The sequence below is a fragment of the Roseovarius litoreus genome (assembly GCF_900142765.1).
GTDB classification, from domain to species: domain Bacteria; phylum Pseudomonadota; class Alphaproteobacteria; order Rhodobacterales; family Rhodobacteraceae; genus Roseovarius; species Roseovarius litoreus.
Genome location: NZ_FRCB01000013.1, coordinates 34349 through 49829 on the forward strand (window position 1 = coordinate 34349; position 15481 = coordinate 49829).

16 protein-coding genes and 1 tRNA gene are annotated in these 15481 nt (G+C 63.2%); 6 read left to right on the forward strand and 11 right to left on the reverse strand.

What is annotated here, in order from left to right; genetic code table 11:
• Nucleotides 1-29: 29 nt before the first annotated feature.
• Nucleotides 30-713: an outer membrane protein gene (locus tag F3H35_RS17700; protein WP_149780865.1), complete on the reverse strand. Its 684-nt coding sequence runs from the start codon at nucleotides 711-713 to the stop codon at nucleotides 30-32.
• A 226-nt stretch (nucleotides 714-939) separates the two neighbouring features.
• Here F3H35_RS17700 and petA point away from each other — a divergent pair, with 226 nt between their 5' ends.
• Genes petA through F3H35_RS17715 form a run of 3 tightly spaced genes read left to right on the forward strand, consistent with a single transcriptional unit; the run spans nucleotide 940 to nucleotide 3682 of the window.
• Nucleotides 940-1518: a ubiquinol-cytochrome c reductase iron-sulfur subunit gene (gene petA / locus F3H35_RS17705; RefSeq protein ID WP_149780866.1), complete on the forward strand. Its 579-nt coding sequence runs from the start codon at nucleotides 940-942 to the stop codon at nucleotides 1516-1518.
• A 12-nt stretch (nucleotides 1519-1530) separates the two neighbouring features.
• Nucleotides 1531-2877 (forward strand): cytochrome b, encoded by a 1347-nt coding sequence (gene petB / locus F3H35_RS17710; protein WP_149780867.1) that lies wholly within the window; start codon nucleotides 1531-1533, stop codon nucleotides 2875-2877.
• A gap of 16 nt (nucleotides 2878-2893) precedes the next feature.
• On the forward strand, nucleotides 2894-3682 hold the full coding sequence (locus tag F3H35_RS17715; protein WP_149780868.1) for a cytochrome c1: 789 nt from the start codon (nucleotides 2894-2896) through the stop codon (nucleotides 3680-3682).
• A gap of 215 nt (nucleotides 3683-3897) precedes the next feature.
• On the opposite strand, the gene F3H35_RS17720 is transcribed toward F3H35_RS17715, so the two are convergent.
• Complete coding sequence (locus tag F3H35_RS17720) at nucleotides 3898-4923, reverse strand: LacI family DNA-binding transcriptional regulator (RefSeq protein ID WP_149780869.1); 1026 nt, start codon at nucleotides 4921-4923, stop codon at nucleotides 3898-3900.
• A gap of 123 nt (nucleotides 4924-5046) precedes the next feature.
• On the opposite strand from F3H35_RS17720, the gene F3H35_RS17725 reads away from it, so the two are divergent.
• Together F3H35_RS17725 and F3H35_RS17730 are read left to right on the forward strand one after the other, a co-directional pair.
• Nucleotides 5047-5123: transfer RNA gene (locus tag F3H35_RS17725), tRNA-Arg, on the forward strand.
• Nucleotides 5124-5426: 303 nt separating this feature from the next.
• A complete protein-coding gene (locus F3H35_RS17730) occupies nucleotides 5427-5840 on the forward strand; it encodes a hypothetical protein (RefSeq protein WP_149780870.1) in 414 nt (137 codons plus the stop codon).
• Nucleotides 5841-5932: 92 nt separating this feature from the next.
• On the opposite strand, the gene F3H35_RS17735 is transcribed toward F3H35_RS17730, so the two are convergent.
• The 4 genes from F3H35_RS17735 to F3H35_RS17750 all read right to left on the reverse strand — a co-directional run bounded on the left by F3H35_RS17735 (nucleotide 5933) and on the right by F3H35_RS17750 (nucleotide 11817).
• Nucleotides 5933-7483: a cation:proton antiporter family protein gene (locus F3H35_RS17735; RefSeq protein WP_149780871.1), complete on the reverse strand. Its 1551-nt coding sequence runs from the start codon at nucleotides 7481-7483 to the stop codon at nucleotides 5933-5935.
• 163 nt (nucleotides 7484-7646) lie between these two features.
• A complete protein-coding gene (locus F3H35_RS17740; RefSeq protein WP_223228472.1) occupies nucleotides 7647-8996 on the reverse strand; it encodes a flavin monoamine oxidase family protein in 1350 nt (449 codons plus the stop codon).
• Entirely contained in the window at nucleotides 8993-9460 is a 468-nt protein-coding gene (locus F3H35_RS17745; protein WP_149780872.1) for a hypothetical protein, read from the reverse strand. Before F3H35_RS17745 ends, F3H35_RS17740 begins: the two co-directional genes overlap by 4 nt.
• A 143-nt stretch (nucleotides 9461-9603) precedes the next feature.
• Nucleotides 9604-11817: a mechanosensitive ion channel domain-containing protein gene (locus F3H35_RS17750; RefSeq protein WP_149780873.1), complete on the reverse strand. Its 2214-nt coding sequence runs from the start codon at nucleotides 11815-11817 to the stop codon at nucleotides 9604-9606.
• Nucleotides 11818-12136: 319 nt separating this feature from the next.
• On the opposite strand from F3H35_RS17750, the gene F3H35_RS18970 reads away from it, so the two are divergent.
• Nucleotides 12137-12301, forward strand: coding sequence for a hypothetical protein (locus F3H35_RS18970; RefSeq protein WP_188130029.1), 165 nt, complete (start codon nucleotides 12137-12139; stop codon nucleotides 12299-12301).
• 238 nt (nucleotides 12302-12539) lie between these two features.
• Here F3H35_RS18970 and F3H35_RS17755 read toward each other — a convergent pair whose 3' ends face one another.
• From F3H35_RS17755 to F3H35_RS17775, 5 genes are all read right to left on the reverse strand, one after another.
• Nucleotides 12540-12728, reverse strand: coding sequence for a PLDc N-terminal domain-containing protein (locus tag F3H35_RS17755; protein WP_149780874.1), 189 nt, complete (start codon nucleotides 12726-12728; stop codon nucleotides 12540-12542).
• Nucleotides 12729-12784: 56 nt separating this feature from the next.
• Nucleotides 12785-12982, reverse strand: coding sequence for a CsbD family protein (locus tag F3H35_RS17760; RefSeq protein WP_007811231.1), 198 nt, complete (start codon nucleotides 12980-12982; stop codon nucleotides 12785-12787).
• Nucleotides 12983-13033: 51 nt separating this feature from the next.
• A complete protein-coding gene (locus tag F3H35_RS17765) occupies nucleotides 13034-13498 on the reverse strand; it encodes a hypothetical protein (protein WP_149780875.1) in 465 nt (154 codons plus the stop codon).
• A 155-nt stretch (nucleotides 13499-13653) separates the two neighbouring features.
• The gene (locus F3H35_RS17770) at nucleotides 13654-14139 is read right to left on the reverse strand and encodes a bacterioferritin (RefSeq protein WP_149780876.1); all 486 of its coding nucleotides are present in this window, start codon (nucleotides 14137-14139) and stop codon (nucleotides 13654-13656) included.
• 165 nt (nucleotides 14140-14304) lie between these two features.
• Nucleotides 14305-15339 carry a YeiH family protein gene (locus tag F3H35_RS17775; protein WP_149780877.1) on the reverse strand — a complete coding sequence of 345 codons (1035 nt, stop codon included), beginning with the start codon at nucleotides 15337-15339 and terminating at the stop codon, nucleotides 14305-14307.
• Nucleotides 15340-15481 lie beyond the last annotated feature (142 nt).

Consider the following 15481-nt stretch of genomic DNA (forward strand, 5'->3'; position numbering starts at 1 on the left):
GAGAAGCTGGCCAGTCAGACTCTGGCCAGTCAGAAATTGTAGCTGATACCGAAATTCACCGCATGGGTGACAAGCTCGACACTGGCCTTGCCGGCGAGCTGTCCGGGGGCCGGGTCGATGGTGATGTCGTTGTCGGACCATGTGACCTGGTATTCGCTGAACAGCGCCCAATTTTCGTTGAGCTCGTATTTCAGACCCGCCAGGCCGCGCAGCGCGAGGCCGGTGGTTTCGTAGCCGAAGGTGCGCACCGGCGAGCCGATGACCTGCGCGTCCACATGAGGGATCGCCACACCGACCCCGCCGCCCACGTAAGGCGTGAAGCGCGGGGTCTTGGCGAAGGCGCCGGGCCAGCGCTTCATCACGTTGGCGGTGATGATGTTGTGACCGTCGGACAATTCGAACCGGCTGAGCCCCAGGGCGGCAAGATCGCCGGAGGAGGCATAGGCCTTGGCATGGGTGCCTTCGAGGCCGAAGCCGATATTGTTGTCCATCCACCAGATGGCGCGGCCGCCGTAGTAGAAGGGGTTTTCCAGAGGCTTGCCGGCCCAGTCGACAGACCGGCTGATCGGGGCGCCACCGGGCAGGGTGCCGCTGAGGGTGCTGTTGTCGACGCTTTGGATGCCCACATAGAGGCTGAGTTCCATTTCGGCGGCAGCGGGCGTGGCCAGAGCCGCTACGGCCACCAAGCCCAATGAGGCGAGACTGTTTTTCATGCTGAAGTCTTTCAAATCCGCAATATCTGCGACAAGGTCCTAAACCTTTAATGACAAGGTCTCAAGCGCGACACTTCCGCGCCCCGTTCAAATCGGCGGCATTGCGCACTGGACGACCCCTGCACACCCGGCTAAATAGCGTTCCAAACATGCCCCGGGACTCCGGCCGTGGATTCCGTGGATCGGGTCGGGGCACGTCATCGGCTTTGAAAATGGAGTAGACCCTGTGTCCCACGTAGAAGACCACGAAGGCACCCGCAGAGACTTCCTCTACTACGCTACCGCAGGCGCGGGGGCAGTGACCGCCGGGGCCGCGATCTGGCCCCTGGTCGACCAGATGAATCCCTCGGCGGATGTGCAGGCCCTGAGCTCGATCCGGGTGGATATCTCGGGCGTTGCGGAAGGATCGCAGATCACCGTCAAATGGCTCGGCAAACCGGTGTTCATCCGCCGCCGCACCCCTGCGGAAATCGAGGATGCACGCTCGGTCGATGTTGCCGATCTTCCCGATGGGATCGCACGCAACAACAACCTGAGCGGAGACGTTCCGGCGACAGATGAAAACCGCGCGATGGACGAAGCGGGCGAGTGGCTGGTGCAGATGGGTGTCTGCACGCATCTTGGCTGCGTGCCGATGGGCAATGCCGGCGACTACGCTGTCGAGGGTGGCATCGGTGGCTGGTTCTGCCCCTGCCATGGCTCGCATTACGATACCTCGGGCCGTATTCGCAAAGGCCCCGCGCCGGAAAACCTTCCGGTGCCCGTCGCAGAATTCGTCGACGAGTCGACGATCAAACTGGGATAAGGAAACGCGCTCATGTCCGGAATTCCGCACGATCATTACGAACCGCAATCAAATGGTGCCAAGTGGCTGCATCGGCGTCTGCCGATCGTCGGCCTCATGTATGACACCCTGATGCTGCCGACCCCCAAGAACCTCAACTGGATGTGGATCTGGGGTATCGTCCTGACCTTCTGTCTCGTGCTGCAGATCGTGACCGGCATCGTGCTGGTGATGCATTACACGCCGCATGTCGACATGGCCTTCGCGTCGGTCGAACATATCATGCGCAACGTGAATGGCGGCCATATGATCCGCTATCTGCATATGAATGGCGCATCGCTGTTCTTCTTCGCGGTCTATCTGCATATCTTCCGCGGCCTCTATTACGGCTCGTACAAGGCGCCGCGCGAGGTGACGTGGATCATCGGCATGCTGATCTACCTGCTGATGATGGGCACGGCGTTCATGGGCTACGTTCTGCCCTGGGGTCAGATGTCGTTCTGGGGCGCCACGGTGATTACCGGCCTCTTCGGCGCGATTCCCTTCATCGGTGAGCCGATCCAGACCTGGCTTCTGGGCGGACCGGCGGTGGACAACGCGACGCTGACGCGCTTCTTCTCGCTGCATTACCTGCTGCCCTTCGTGATCGCGGCGCTGGTCGCGGTGCATATCTGGGCCTTCCACACCACGGGCAACAACAACCCGACCGGTGTAGAGGTGCGTCGCGGATCGAAGGCCGAGGCCGAGAAGGACACGGTGCCGTTCTGGCCCTATTTCGTGATCAAGGACCTGTTCGCGCTGGCCCTGATCATGGTGATCTTCTTTGCCGTCGTCGGCTTCATGCCCAACTATCTCGGCCACCCCGACAACTATGTCGAGGCGAACCCGCTGGTCACCCCGTCGCATATCGTGCCCGAATGGTACTTCCTGCCGTTCTACGCGATCCTGCGCGCCTTCGACGACACGGTGTGGATCGTGCAGCTGGCGGGCTTCCTGACCGGTGGCATCATCGACGCGAAGTTCTTCGGTGTTCTGGCGATGTTCGGCGCGATCGTGGTGATGGCGCTGGCGCCGTGGCTCGATACGTCGAGCGTGCGGTCGGGCCGGTATCGTCCGATGTTCAAGTGGTGGTTCGCGCTGCTGGTCGTCGACTTCATGGTGCTGATGTGGGTCGGTGCGATGCCTGCCGAAGGTATCTATCCGGTGATCGCGCTGATCGGCTCGGCCTATTGGTTCGCCTACTTCCTGATCATCCTGCCGCTTCTGGGCGTGATCGAGAAGCCGCTGGCGCAGCCTGACACGATCGAGGCCGATTTCGACGCCCATTACCCCAAGAAAGCGGGCGATGCGGGCCAAGCTGCCGCTGCGCCGGCTGAATAAGAAAGGATACGGGATCATGTTCAAGAAACTCGCGATTTCCGCAGTTGCCGCCCTGACCCTTTCCGCCGGGGGCGCGATGGCTGCCGGCGCTGCGGGCCATGTCGAGGATGTGGACTTTTCGTTCGAAGGACCGTTCGGCACGTTCGATCAGAACCAGCTGCAGCGTGGACTGAAAGTCTATACCCAGGTCTGCGCGGCCTGCCACGGCATGCAGTACGTGCCGTTCCGCACGCTGTCGGATGAGGGTGGACCGCAACTTCCTGCGGACCAGATGCGCGCCTATGCCGCGCAGTACGAGGTGTATGATGCGGAGATCGACGATTTCCGCGCCGCGCTCCCGACGGATCACTTCCCGATGTCGGCACTGGAAAATGCGCCTGACCTCAGCATGATGGCGAAGGCGCGCGCCGGTTTCCACGGGCCGTACGGCACCGGGATGGCGCAGCTGTTCAAAGGTATGGGCGGCCCGGAATACATCTATTCGCTGCTGACCGGCTATACCGGCGAGACCAAGGAAGAGGCGGGAACGACGCTCTATGAGAACAAGGCGTTCCCCGGTGGCTGGATTGCCATGGCGCCGCCGCTTTACGGTGAGGATGTCGAGTTCGACGACGGGCATATCAACACCATCGAAAGCCAGTCCGAGGATGTGTCGGCCTTCCTGATGTGGGCCGCGGAGCCGAAGATGATGGCGCGCAAGCAGGCGGGCCTGACCGGTGTGATCTTCCTGACGGTGCTGACGGTGTTGCTGTACCTGACGAACAAGCGCATCTGGGCGCCGATCAAGCGCAAGGACGTTGCCTGATCCGGGCAATGCGACAGAGTGACATGACGAAAAACCCCGTCCATTGGACGGGGTTTTTTGCTGCGCGGCGCATGGGAACTGACGGTGGCGCGAGAGCTCGAAAGGCCGTTCGAACGGTCTTGGGCACGCAATTTCGAAATTGCGTGCGGCACCCCTTGTGGCCGGGTGCCTGCGCCAAGGCGTTTCGAAACGCCTTGCGCTGACGGCCCGGTTGGTCAGTCGCGGCGCAGGGTGTCGCCTTCGGTGATCGTGGGTTCCAGCGCGATGCGCACCGGCGCGCTGTTGGTCGGGTCATCGACCCGGGCCGCGATGATCTGGGCGGCGCGGCGGCCGATTTCCTGACGGCAGGCATCCATCGTCGCCAGCTCGCGCGGCAATCCCTTGAGCAGGTTAAGCCCGTTGAACCCGGCCAGCCCGATCTGACCCGGGATATCGACGCCCTGTCCGATCAGGTGCATCAGCCCGCCCGCGCCGATCATGTCGTTCGAGTAATAGATGAAATCCAGATCGGGTGTCCGCGTCAGCAGCGCCTCGGTCAATTCGCGGCCCTTCACGAGCGCCGAGCCGCCGGAATAGAATTCCTGATCGGCCATCTCGATCCCGGCCTTGGCCAGAGCCTCGGTGAAGCCCTCGAAGCGTTTGCGGGCGCGATGATCGAGCGGCATCTTGGTGCCGACGAAGCCGATCCGCTTGTATCCGGCGCGGATGATTTCCTGCGCCATCTGCTGACCGGCGCGGCGATGCGAAATGCCGACCACCGAATCCACCGGCGTGCCGTCGACATCCATGATCTCGACCACCGGAATCCCCGAGGCGCGCAACATGGCGCGGCTTGCGTCGGAATGTTCCAGCCCGGCGATGATGATGCCCGAAGGCCGCCAGGACAGCATCTCGTAGAGGACTTTCTCTTCTTTCTCGGGAAGATAATCGGTCAGGCCCACGACGGGCTGCAGATCGGTTTCCTCGAGCACCTGGCTGATGCCGGTCATGACTTCGGGAAACACCATGTTGGACATCGACGGGATGATGACCGCCACGAGGTTGACCCGCTGGCTGGCCAATGCGCCCGCGATCTTGTTGGGCACATACCCAAGCCGCTTGGCCGCTTCGAGCACACGTTGGCGGGTGGCATCGGACACGTCGCCGCGATTGCGCAACACGCGGCTCACGGTCATTTCCGACACGCCGGATGCTTCGGATACATCACGCAAGGTCAGGGGGCGATGATCGGGCTTGGTCACGTGTCTTTTCCTGAGGGTCTTTTGTCTAGTGTTACCGCGAACACAGAGACGGGATCAAGCGCGACGCGCAGGCGCAATCTGACGATGACAAAGCTGCACAGGCGCGTTAAACGAGGCCCCGACGGCCCCGTGGCTCAACTGGATAGAGCAGCCCCCTCCTAAGGGGCAGGTTGCAGGTTCGAATCCTGCCGGGGTCACCAGAGCCAAATCACCCTATCCAAAAGCATCGCGGCGGCGGGCGCGCTTAGATGGCGCGGGCGCCAGATTTATACCAGGTGATAAAAGACAAGGTGGTTTGATCAAAAAAGCTTGCATTCGAAAGGCATTCAAATAGGCCCGCGAAGCCGCCCGTATCAGTGACATGTTTGAAGAGGATCGATCAGAGCCGCCTGAGGGGACATTACATGGCGCGACTGTTTCATGACCTGATTTGGGTCTTTCGTTGCGACCTGCAGTCAAGCGCAAATGATTTGCGTCTGACGCTGCTTCCAGCCTTGGTCGCCATGCTTGTTCTGGTCCTGGGCGGGGGCGCTTTGCTTCTGGCGTTCGAAAATGAATTCGTTCGAGGATACGCGTTTGTTCACGGACAGGATGACGACGAGGCCCGGGCAACCATCGAATTGAGATATTACAGGGCGTTGGTGGGCTTGGGCGCTCTTGCGGTCTGCCTTGTCGTGAACAGGTATTATTTCTCGGTTCTCAGCCTGTTGGCCTTGCTCGTGACGATCAGTGTGATGTCGGACTATTCTTCTTCCATTCAGGTTCAGTACAGCGAAAGCCGCTTTGAAGAATATCTCCAGCGATACGGTGTCGAGGTTTGGGCCGTATCGGTGGTGATGCGACTGTCGTTTCTGGGGCTGTTGCTGTGGGCGGCCAAAGATGTGCGGGCCTATCACCTGTCCCGCCCCCGCTGGTGACTGCCGGCCCCCCGCAGTCGTGAGGCGGATGGCCGGTCAAGGTCACCGGGGCCGGGGTGATCGGGGCGGGCATGTCGCAGGATGCGGCTGCGTCATCCCTTGCTGGCCATCGCTTCGGCGGTTTGTTCGGCCAGGTTGATCCCGGCCTGGTTCATCGTGAGATAGGTGTAATCGGCCCCGGCTGCGCGGATCCGCTCCTGATGGGCCTCGTGCAGGGCATGTGCCACGATCGGGCCGGTGAAGCCGCGTTGGCGCAGTGATCGGGCGGCGATCAGTTTCGCCTCGAGATCGTCCATGGCAAGGATCGCGGCCTTGATCTGACCCAGAGAGCAGCTGCGCCAGAAATTGCTGTCTTCGGCATCGGCGAACATCACGTTGCGCCCGGCGTCGCGATGGGCCTGCGCCTTGTAGGTGTCGGCATCCAGCCCGAGCGGCTTGAAACCCTGTTCCGTCATCTCACGGTAGGCGGCGCTGCCGGTGCGGCCCATTCCGAAGATCAGAACATCCGCGTCGCCCATGTTCTTGGGCTGCTCGTCGGGGTGGATGGTGTCCCGCTCATAGCGGCGCAGCTGGGTTTCGTAGCGTTCATAGAGCGGATGGGCATAGCGGTTGAGGGGGGCCGAGATCACGAAGGAGATCGACACGGCGATGGCCAGGGGCACGAGGTATTCGGGCAGCACGCCGGCCGCGACGATCAGGCCGAATTCGGAATAGGCGGTGAGGCTGAGGGCGCTGAGAAAGGCGCTGCGGGCCCGCAGCTTGAAGGCCACCAGCAGGGCGAAGAACAGCGCGCCCTTGAGCGCCAGCGCGATGCCGGCGGCAATGGCGAACACCATCGCGCCCCAGTCGGGCAGGCCGGTCAGGCCGATCTGCAGGAAGAAGCCGACGAGAAAGATCTCCTTGAGCGACCAGAGCGAGGCGCCCAGTTCCTTGGCGCGGGGATGGGTGGACAAGAGCACGCCCATCACCAGAGCGCCGATTTCCGACGAGAGGCCCATCGCCTGAAAGCCCATGCCGCCGATCACCAGCGATAGCAGCATCCCCATCAGCACCAGCAATTCGTCATGCCCGGCGATGTCCAGAAGCCGGTGCAACACGGGGCGCAACAGCGGCAGGCCGAACAGCATGAGCGCCCAGATATTGGGGGTCTGCCCGGACCAGATCGCCAGCACCGCAAGCGCGATGATGTCCTGAACGATCAGGATGCCGATGGCCGTCCGGCCATGAAACGCGCCCAGTTCCCGCTTGGTTTCAAGGAGTTTCGCAGCCAGCACGGTGGAGGAAAACGACAGGGCGATGGCCATGAGAAGGGCTGTGTTCCAGTCCAGCCCCATGAGAAATTTCAGCCCCGGCATGAACAGCAGGACAGACAGGGCGAAATGGACCAGCGCGCCGCCCACGACCTGTGGCTGGGCGATCTGGCCGATCTTGAGCTTCAGGCCGACGGTGAAGAGCAGCATCAGCACGCCGAGATGGGCGACATGCTCGAGCGTCTTGCCGGTATAGGTCGGCACGCCCAGAAGCGGCGAGCACAGGTTGATGGCGAAACCTGCCGCCAGAAACCCGACAAGCGGCGGCAAGCCGATCTGGCGCACGGCGAGACCGAAAACGAATGCAAAACTGATGGTAATGACTTCGAACATGACGCAGACACCCTTTGGGCCGATATGGCCGTGATCTTACCCATTTTGCCTATCGCCCGTCACTGGTTTTGGGACAGATCTGCCTGCATGTTCAACGGAGATATGCCGGAAATTCTTAGGTGTGCAGAATCGGAGAGAGGAGCGGGGCAAGTGCGGGCCGGGGTCAGGGCCGGGACAGAAGGCTGCGGGCGGTGGTCTGACCGGAGAGGATCGCGCCATGGGCCGTGCCGAAATAGGTTTCCGAGCACGCCTCGCCCGCGAACCAGAGCTGCCCGTCCCAATCGGCGCCGGCAAGGGCACGGCGGGTCGCAGGGCCGGTGCCCACGGCATTGAAGCTGTAGCTGCCGAGCGCATGGCGATCCTGACCCCAGCGGGTGATCTGCGCGGCTTGAGGTGCGGGAAAGCGGCTGCCGAACATTGCGCGCAGCGCCTCGTGTGCGGCGGCGATGGTGTCACGGTCGCTCAGGCGTTCCACCGTTTGGGCGGGGTCGGCTGCGTTGAAGCCCAGAAGAACGGGCGCACGAAGCGCACGCGCCAGAGAGACCCATTCGCCCCAATGGCCCGCGCGCGGACCAAGCCAGCCGATCCAGTCCACATCCTCGGGCCAGTGGATGCGGTCGAAACGCAACCAGCATTTGTTCAAAAGCCCCATGCGCAGGGCGTCGATCGCTTTTTGCCGGCTGGAGGCGAGAGGGGTTGCAAAGCGCAGGCGGCCCGATTGCAGCACGCCGAGCGGCAGGGTGCAGATCACATGATCGGCGGTGATCCTGCTGCCGTCGGACAGCTCTATTGCGCCGGGCGCCATGCGGGTCACCTCGGTGGAGAGGCGGATATCGAGGCCCCGCGCCAGATGGGCGGTGATCTGGTCGAACCCGTCGGGAAAGAGCATGTCCGCGCCGCCGAATTCCTCGGCCTCCTGACCATACCAGGCCGAAAGCTGCTGCGCGGGGCTGCCGTATTCCTGTTCCAGCGTGCTGTTGACCAGATAGGTGACCAGCCGCCGCAGGCTGGCATCGGCGCGCTGCCAGTCGGGGGAGGCTTCGAGCGCCTGAGCCACCGAGAGATCGCGCGGCTGATTTTCGGCGGCGGCGAGGGCGCGGCGCAGAAGGGTTTCGGCGGGCCGCAGATCGGGGTCGATGGGCGCGCCATCGGGGCCGAGCAGGAGGCTGGCGTCGTAACTGGTGGCGACAAGGCGCGCGCCCGCGTCACGGGCCAGTTGGGTCAGGGGGTTGCCGCGTTGGCCGTGAATCCAGCTGGCGCCCAGATCCATCGGAAGATCGGGCCAGAGGCGGGAGGTATGGATGCGCCCGCCGATGCGGGAGCGGGCTTCGAGCAGCGTCACGGACTGGCCTGCGTCGTGGAGGGCGCGGGCTGCCGACAGCCCTGACAGGCCCGCGCCGATCACGAGAATGCGGCGCGCGGTTTGTGAGAGGGCCTGCCTGCCTGTCAGGCCGGAGAGTGCCGTGGCGCCCAAGCCTGCAATCATCTGGCGTCTGTTGGGTGCTTGGGTCATGGCTGGGCGCGCGGGCATGTCATGGAGCTGTCGCAGGCAAGGGTCAGCCCTTGGACCAGCGAGGCCACGGCTGGGGTCATCGCCTCGAGGTCGGCGGGGGCGAATGTGCACAGGTAGCGGGTGTGCAGGCGCAGGCGCGCGGTGATGTCGGTCTCCCAATCCGAGGGATTCAGCTCCATCACCTGTTCGGCGGTATAGAGCAGGTAATCCACATAGTTTTCATAGGCCGCGCGTTTGGCGGGATCGGTCAGGGTGCAGACATCTTGCGCCGCAAGCTCGGGCCGCTGGATCGAGATATTGAGAAACTCGCGGTAAATCTCGCGCGCGGCCTGTTCGCGGCTGGTGCGGTCATTGGCAGCGATCTGCCAGGGTACGAAGATGGCTGCCGCCAGTGCCGCTGCCGACATCACCAAAGCCCCTGCAGCCTGGATCGCCTGAGCGTGTCGTTCCAGCCAGCCCACCATGCCAAGTCCCGCTTACAAAACCATCACCACGGTTAGAGAAACCGAAACCGGGACAAATGCAATCGGGATCGTGAGCCATGCTGAGGCAGGCACGCAACGGGCCGGGGGGCGGCCCCGGCCCAATGCCGTTTGCCCCGTGGGTCTCAGGCGTCCTTGAGGGTCTCGACCGTGAGGTTCTGGGTCTTGCCGTCCTTGGTTTCGGCAAAGAGGATCGTCTGATGCGGGAATGGGATCTCGATGTTGCGGGCGTCGAACACCTGCTTGAGCACGCCGTTATAGGCGCGGCCGATGCCCCATTGCCGACCCGGTACGCATTTGATCCGGGCGCGCAGCATCACCGCGCTGTCGCCGAAGCTGTTGACGCCGAACCACTCGATATCATCAAGGATGCCGCTGGCCTGTTCGGGATCGGCGCGCAATTCGTCGAAGGCGTCGAGCATGGCCTGTTTCACCTCGTCGACATTCTCGCGGTAGGCCACGCCCATGTCGCAGACGAAATAGCCGTAATCCTTGACGTAGTTCGACACCATGTCGACCGAGGAAAACGGGATGATGTGATAGACGCCCTGCACATCACGCAGGCTGACCGAGCGGATGGTGAGCCGTTCCACCGTGCCGGTGGTGCCGCCGACGGTGACCACATCGCCCACGTTCATCGCGTTCTCGAACTGAATGAAGATGCCGGTGATGATGTCCTGCACCATCTTCTGGGCGCCGAAACCGATGGCGAGGCCCAGAACCCCGGCAGAGGCCAGCAAGGGGGCGATGTCGAGCCCGATCTCGGCCAGGACGAACATCAGGGTGATGATCACGAGCGCGATGGTCGCGGCATTGCGCAAAAGCGTGAGCAAGGTGCGTTCGCGCGAGGTGGGCACCGAGCCGAATTCGGGATTGAGCCGGTAATCCACCCAGGAGGTCAGCGCCAGCCAAAGGCCGAACGACACGAGCAGCACCAGCGAGACCGACAGGACCATGCCCGTCAGGCGCAGGCCCAGTTGGCTGACCATCCAGGCGCGCAGGTCTATGAGGCCGATGGCGTTGAGCGCCATCAGCACCACGATCGCGAAGATCAGCGCGCGAAGGACGAACAGCGCCTTGGGCAAGAAGGTGTTGAGCCGGGTTTGCAGCAGCGGCACACGGCCCGAAAGACCGGGCGGCAGCATCACCCCACGCACCATCAGGCGGCTGAGAAAGCCCGAGGCGACAAAGCCCAGAAGCCCGACCAGCAGAACCTGACCGGAGGCGAGGAAGGTCTGGAACATGGCGTTTCCGGGCCGGATGAGGACGATCACGAACATCGCCAGCAAATAGGCCAGAGCGGGCCAGTGCCAGTGCTGTGCAAGATAGACCAGAGCGCCGCGCCGCGCCTGACGGGGCGTCTCGGCGGTGCTGGTGGCGGGGGTTTGGTCGGCATCCAGCATCCAGTTGGTCACGGCGCGGCGGTTGCGCAGCACGAGCCAGATCGCAAAGGCCAGCACGACAAAGGCGATGAGCGCCGACACGGCGCGACCGGCCGCATAGGAGACATTGCTGTTGATGATCGGAACCACCAGAAGCTGCCCATAGCCCACGACGCCGACAATCAGGTTGATGCGCGATGACAGGTAAGAGGCGGCCCGGTCCCCGATGGGCAAGGCGCGAAGCGAGGGGGCAGAGGGCGAGAGCACCAGACGCACCGCGACCTTGGCCATTTCGACCAGCAGGAAGGCGTTGAGATAGAGGGTCTGGCGGATGCCGATCTGACCGAAATCGCCCAAGGCGAGGATCGCCAGAACATAGCCCGCCGCCCATGCGAGGATCACGATCAGAGCGTCGATCCCGGCAGAGGCGCCGAAGAGCGTGATCGTGCGGGCGATCCCGCCATCACGCGCCGAGGCACTCATGCGGGCGTAGAGCGATTTGCCGAACCAGCGAAGCAGCAGGAACACGAAGACGGTGCCGGCGATGACCACCGCCAGATCCTTGAGCGCGTCCAGCAGGACACCGGCCTCGCCGCCGCTCAGCCCGTCGAACACTTGCGGCGAACGGGAGAGTTGCGCCCAGAAGCCCGTGGCCCAATCGGCGATGTTCTCTGCGGCTTCCTGCGTGACAAGCGCGATGCGGCGCCCAAAGGACTGATCCGGCGAGGGGCCGCTTGTGGCGGGTGCGGCCTGCTCTGTCAGTGTCGCGGGATCGACGGCGCCGGAGGCGCGCAGTCGGTCGATCAGCTCGGTACGGGCGGCGTCATCCTCGATCACATCGATCAGCAGATCCACGCTGGAGCGCGCATCGCCCGCATTGGACGGCTCTGCCTGTGCCATGGCGAGCGTCGATGTCATCAAGAGCGAAACAAGGAAAGCCGATAGCAGCCGCAGCATACCCCGAAACCTCCGTATTTGATTTTCAATCCGGGTGCAGCGGTGCACCGATCACAGGCCTGCAAGGCCGAACGGGCGAAGGTAGCTCTGGCCCGTTCATTCGGGCCTTACGTATCTGGTTCACGACTGAGGTCAAGCAAGTGGCCCTTTGCTTGGGGGCAGGCAGGGCGCGCTGGGCCGCGTGTCGGGCGGTGGCATCAGGGCAGGGAAAGGCCATGCAGCCAAGGGGGCAGGGCCGGGAACCGGCAAATTTTGCCCTATGGAGGCCAGAAAGTGTTCAGGGCTGTTGACGGGTCACAAATTCGTCAGGACTATCGTGATGTTGAAACTTGAAAGGAACTGTTCAATGAAAAGCAAATTTGTATTGGCTGCCGCCCTTGCTGCAATCGCCGGTCTGTCGGCCTGCGCGCAGCAGGAAGAACCCGCGGAACCGGTTGTGATTGCCGAACCCGTATATGACAAATACGGCAACGTGGTCGAATAAGGGACCGCGCTGCAGCGGCGGGGGCATGACGGCTTGACAGCGCCTTGTCGAGCGCAGGCCCGCCCGCCAGACAGGCGACGGCCGCCGGTGCATGGACATGCCCGGAGGCCGTTTCATGCCTGACAGGTGCAAGAGGCGCGCGGCGCCGCACCAGACCATTCCGCCTGTAACTCGAGGCATCAGCCAAAGGCGGACCGCGTGCAACGATTGAACCGTGCACCGCATTTCGCGAAACGCTTCAGGGCGAACGCGCCGCGCGGGGACCGGCGAGCAGCCACATGATGAAGCCCAGCAAGGGCAGCAGCAGGACCAGAACGACCCAGATCACCTTGCGCCCGGTGGTGGCACGCGAGCCGATGATCGACACGATCGCCCAGATATCCAGAATGAGCAGGATAAGGCCGCCCAGCCCTGAAATCTCCATCATGGGACATCTCCTTTCGCATGGCCGTTGGGCCGTGTGACCGGTGCCGTGGCGATGGATCAGACGCGACAGCGCCAGTCCTCGACCTCGGTTTCGGCGTCTTTCTTGGGCATGTTATAGGTACGCTCTACCAAGGCCACCAGCTTTTCGCGTTGGCCTTGGGTGGCAAGGGCGTCCTCTTCCGAGATATCAGGCCATCGGATTCGGGCGCTGCCCTTGATCTGGTCCCATTTCGCGGCGATCTGATCCCATTGCATCGTGGTTGTCCTTGGGTTTGCGTGGGTCCGGGATGTGCGCTGCAGGCGGGGTCAATTGGCCGAGTTGCTGCCCTCGTCATCTGTCCAGACCCCTGCAAAGGCATCCCATGCCCCGGCGAATCCGGCCTTGAGTTCGTCCCATGCGCTGCCGGTTCCGGCCTTGAGCGCGCCATAGCGTTCGCTGAGGGTGTTGCGGGCTTCGCGCAGGTCGGCCATGCGGTCGCTGGCCTCTTCGCGGGCGGCCTCGGTCATGTCGGCCCAATCGTTGCGCAGCGCCTGTTCGCGGCGTTCGATCTCGGCGTCGAGGCGGGTCATCGCCTCGCGGGCGGTGGTGAGCGCCTGATCGCGTTCCTGTTCGGAATATTCGGCGACGGCATCCATCGCTTCGGAAATTTCGGCCTTGAGTTCCTTGGTGGTCATCAGGCCATCATCGCTTTGCGCAAGGGCCGGGGTGGTGCTGGCCAGTGCGATTGCGGCGGCGGAAAGAATGCTGCGATATCCGGTGATCTGTGTCATCGTATCCTCCTTTTTCTGCGGCGCCGTGACAGGGGCTATGGGCCTTTGGCACCTGAAACAAGCGCCAAGGTCAGCGTGCCATGTCACGGCACCGCTTGCGTTGATGGGTGTCAGTCGGGGGGATCGCGGCGGGCTGTGCCGCGCCGCGATGTGCCTCAGGCGTCGGCGCTGTCGCCGCTCATGTAGATCGACATGAAGGCAGGCTCGCCCATGCGGTCCAGCGTTCCAAGCTGCCGGTCCAGCCAGTCCCAATGGCCCTCTTCATCCAGAACGATGGTTTCGAACAGGGTGCGGGTGCCGATATCGTTGCTGTCCGAGGCGTCACGCGCCGCCTTGCTGTAGAAGTCGATCGCGCCCTTCTCTTCGGACTTGTCGGCCTCGAACAGATCCTTGAGGTTGGTGGCCATCTTCGGGGTCTTGGTGGCGGTCAGTTCGGGTGTGCCTCCAAGGAACATGATGCGTTCGATGAATTGCCCGGCATGGCCCAGCTCTTCCTGCATTTCGTCGCGCATCCGGTGGGCCAGCTTGTCCAGCCCCCAGTCTTCCAGCGTGTGCGCGTGCAGAAGATACTGGTTCACCGCTGTCAGCTCCATCGCGAGGGCGGTTTGCAGGTTCTCGATGCTTGTGCTGCGATCGGTCATCTTTTTCGCTCCTTTTTCATCGTCGCGCGTTGACAGGGATGTATGCAGTCAGATGCCGAACGCACCCGCACCCCCCGTGTGACACTCTGTCCCACGGGGGGTGCATGATGCGCTGATAGGTTGGAATTGTTGTTTTGTGTCAGGTGGTTGTAGGAGTTTCCGGGGTCAGGGAGACAGGTCCAGAAAGCTGATCCCGGCCAGCACGAGCCCTGCCAGAAACAAGGTTTCGGCCACGATCAGTGCGATGGCCCCACCGCCCACCTTGATGATGTTGCGCAGGTCGGTCTTCATGCCGACCGCCGCGATGGCAGCAAGCAGCGCCCACGAGGACAGCTGGGCCAGAAGCGCGCCGATGGGCGCGGGAATGAGGCCGAGGGAATTGAGCGTGGCGAGGCACAAAAAGCCCAGCACGAAGGCCGGAACGATGGGCGGGCGCTTGCCTTCGGTCTGCGGTTCGGCGCGCTGCCACCAGATCGTGATGATGATCACGACAGGCGCCAGAAAGGACACGCGGATCAGCTTGACCAGGGTGGAGGTTTCGCCTGCGGTGTCGGAGATCGAAAAGCCCGCGCCGACCACTTGTGCGACGTCATGCACGGTCGCGCCGATGAAGGCGCCTGCGGTCACGTCATCGAAGCCAAGCGCATCGGTCAGGATCGGATAGAGGATCATCGCCACGGTCGACAGAACGGTGACGCCCAGAACGGTGAACAGAAGATTGCGTTCCGAGCGGTCGTCCTTGGGCAGCACGGCGGCGATGGCCATGGCGGCCGAGGCGCCGCAGATCGCCACCGATCCGGCGGTCAGGATGGCAAAGCGCGGCCCCTGTCCGATCAGCCGCGCAAGGCCCACGCCGAAAAGGATGGTGGCGACGACCCCGGCGATCAGCAGGCCGATCATGCCCCAGCCGAGCGAGGTCAGCATCTCGACGCTGATCCGCGCGCCAAGGATCGCCACGCCGAAGCGCAGCACGCTGCGGGCGGTGAAGCCGATGCCGGCGGCGGTCGGTCCCGGCTCGCCCAGGAAGTTCAGCGCGATGCCGAAGAGAAGCGCCATGAGCATGGCGGGCGCGCCGTGATGCTCGGCCACGAATTGCGCGGCAAGCGCCACCAGCACGGCGACCATGACGCCGGGGAAATAGGATTTCGCGCGCCCGGCCATGTTCTGGCCGGACGCGAGGACGCGGGGAGGAAGGCTCATGTCCCGGTCAGACCGTCTGCGGGATCAGGTCATCGCGGCTGATTCCTGCGACGGCGACGGGTTTTTTCATGGCGTCGCGGCGGAAGGGTTCGCCGAGTTCCTGGTTGATCATGGCTTCGATGAGGGTTGTGACACCGTTCTC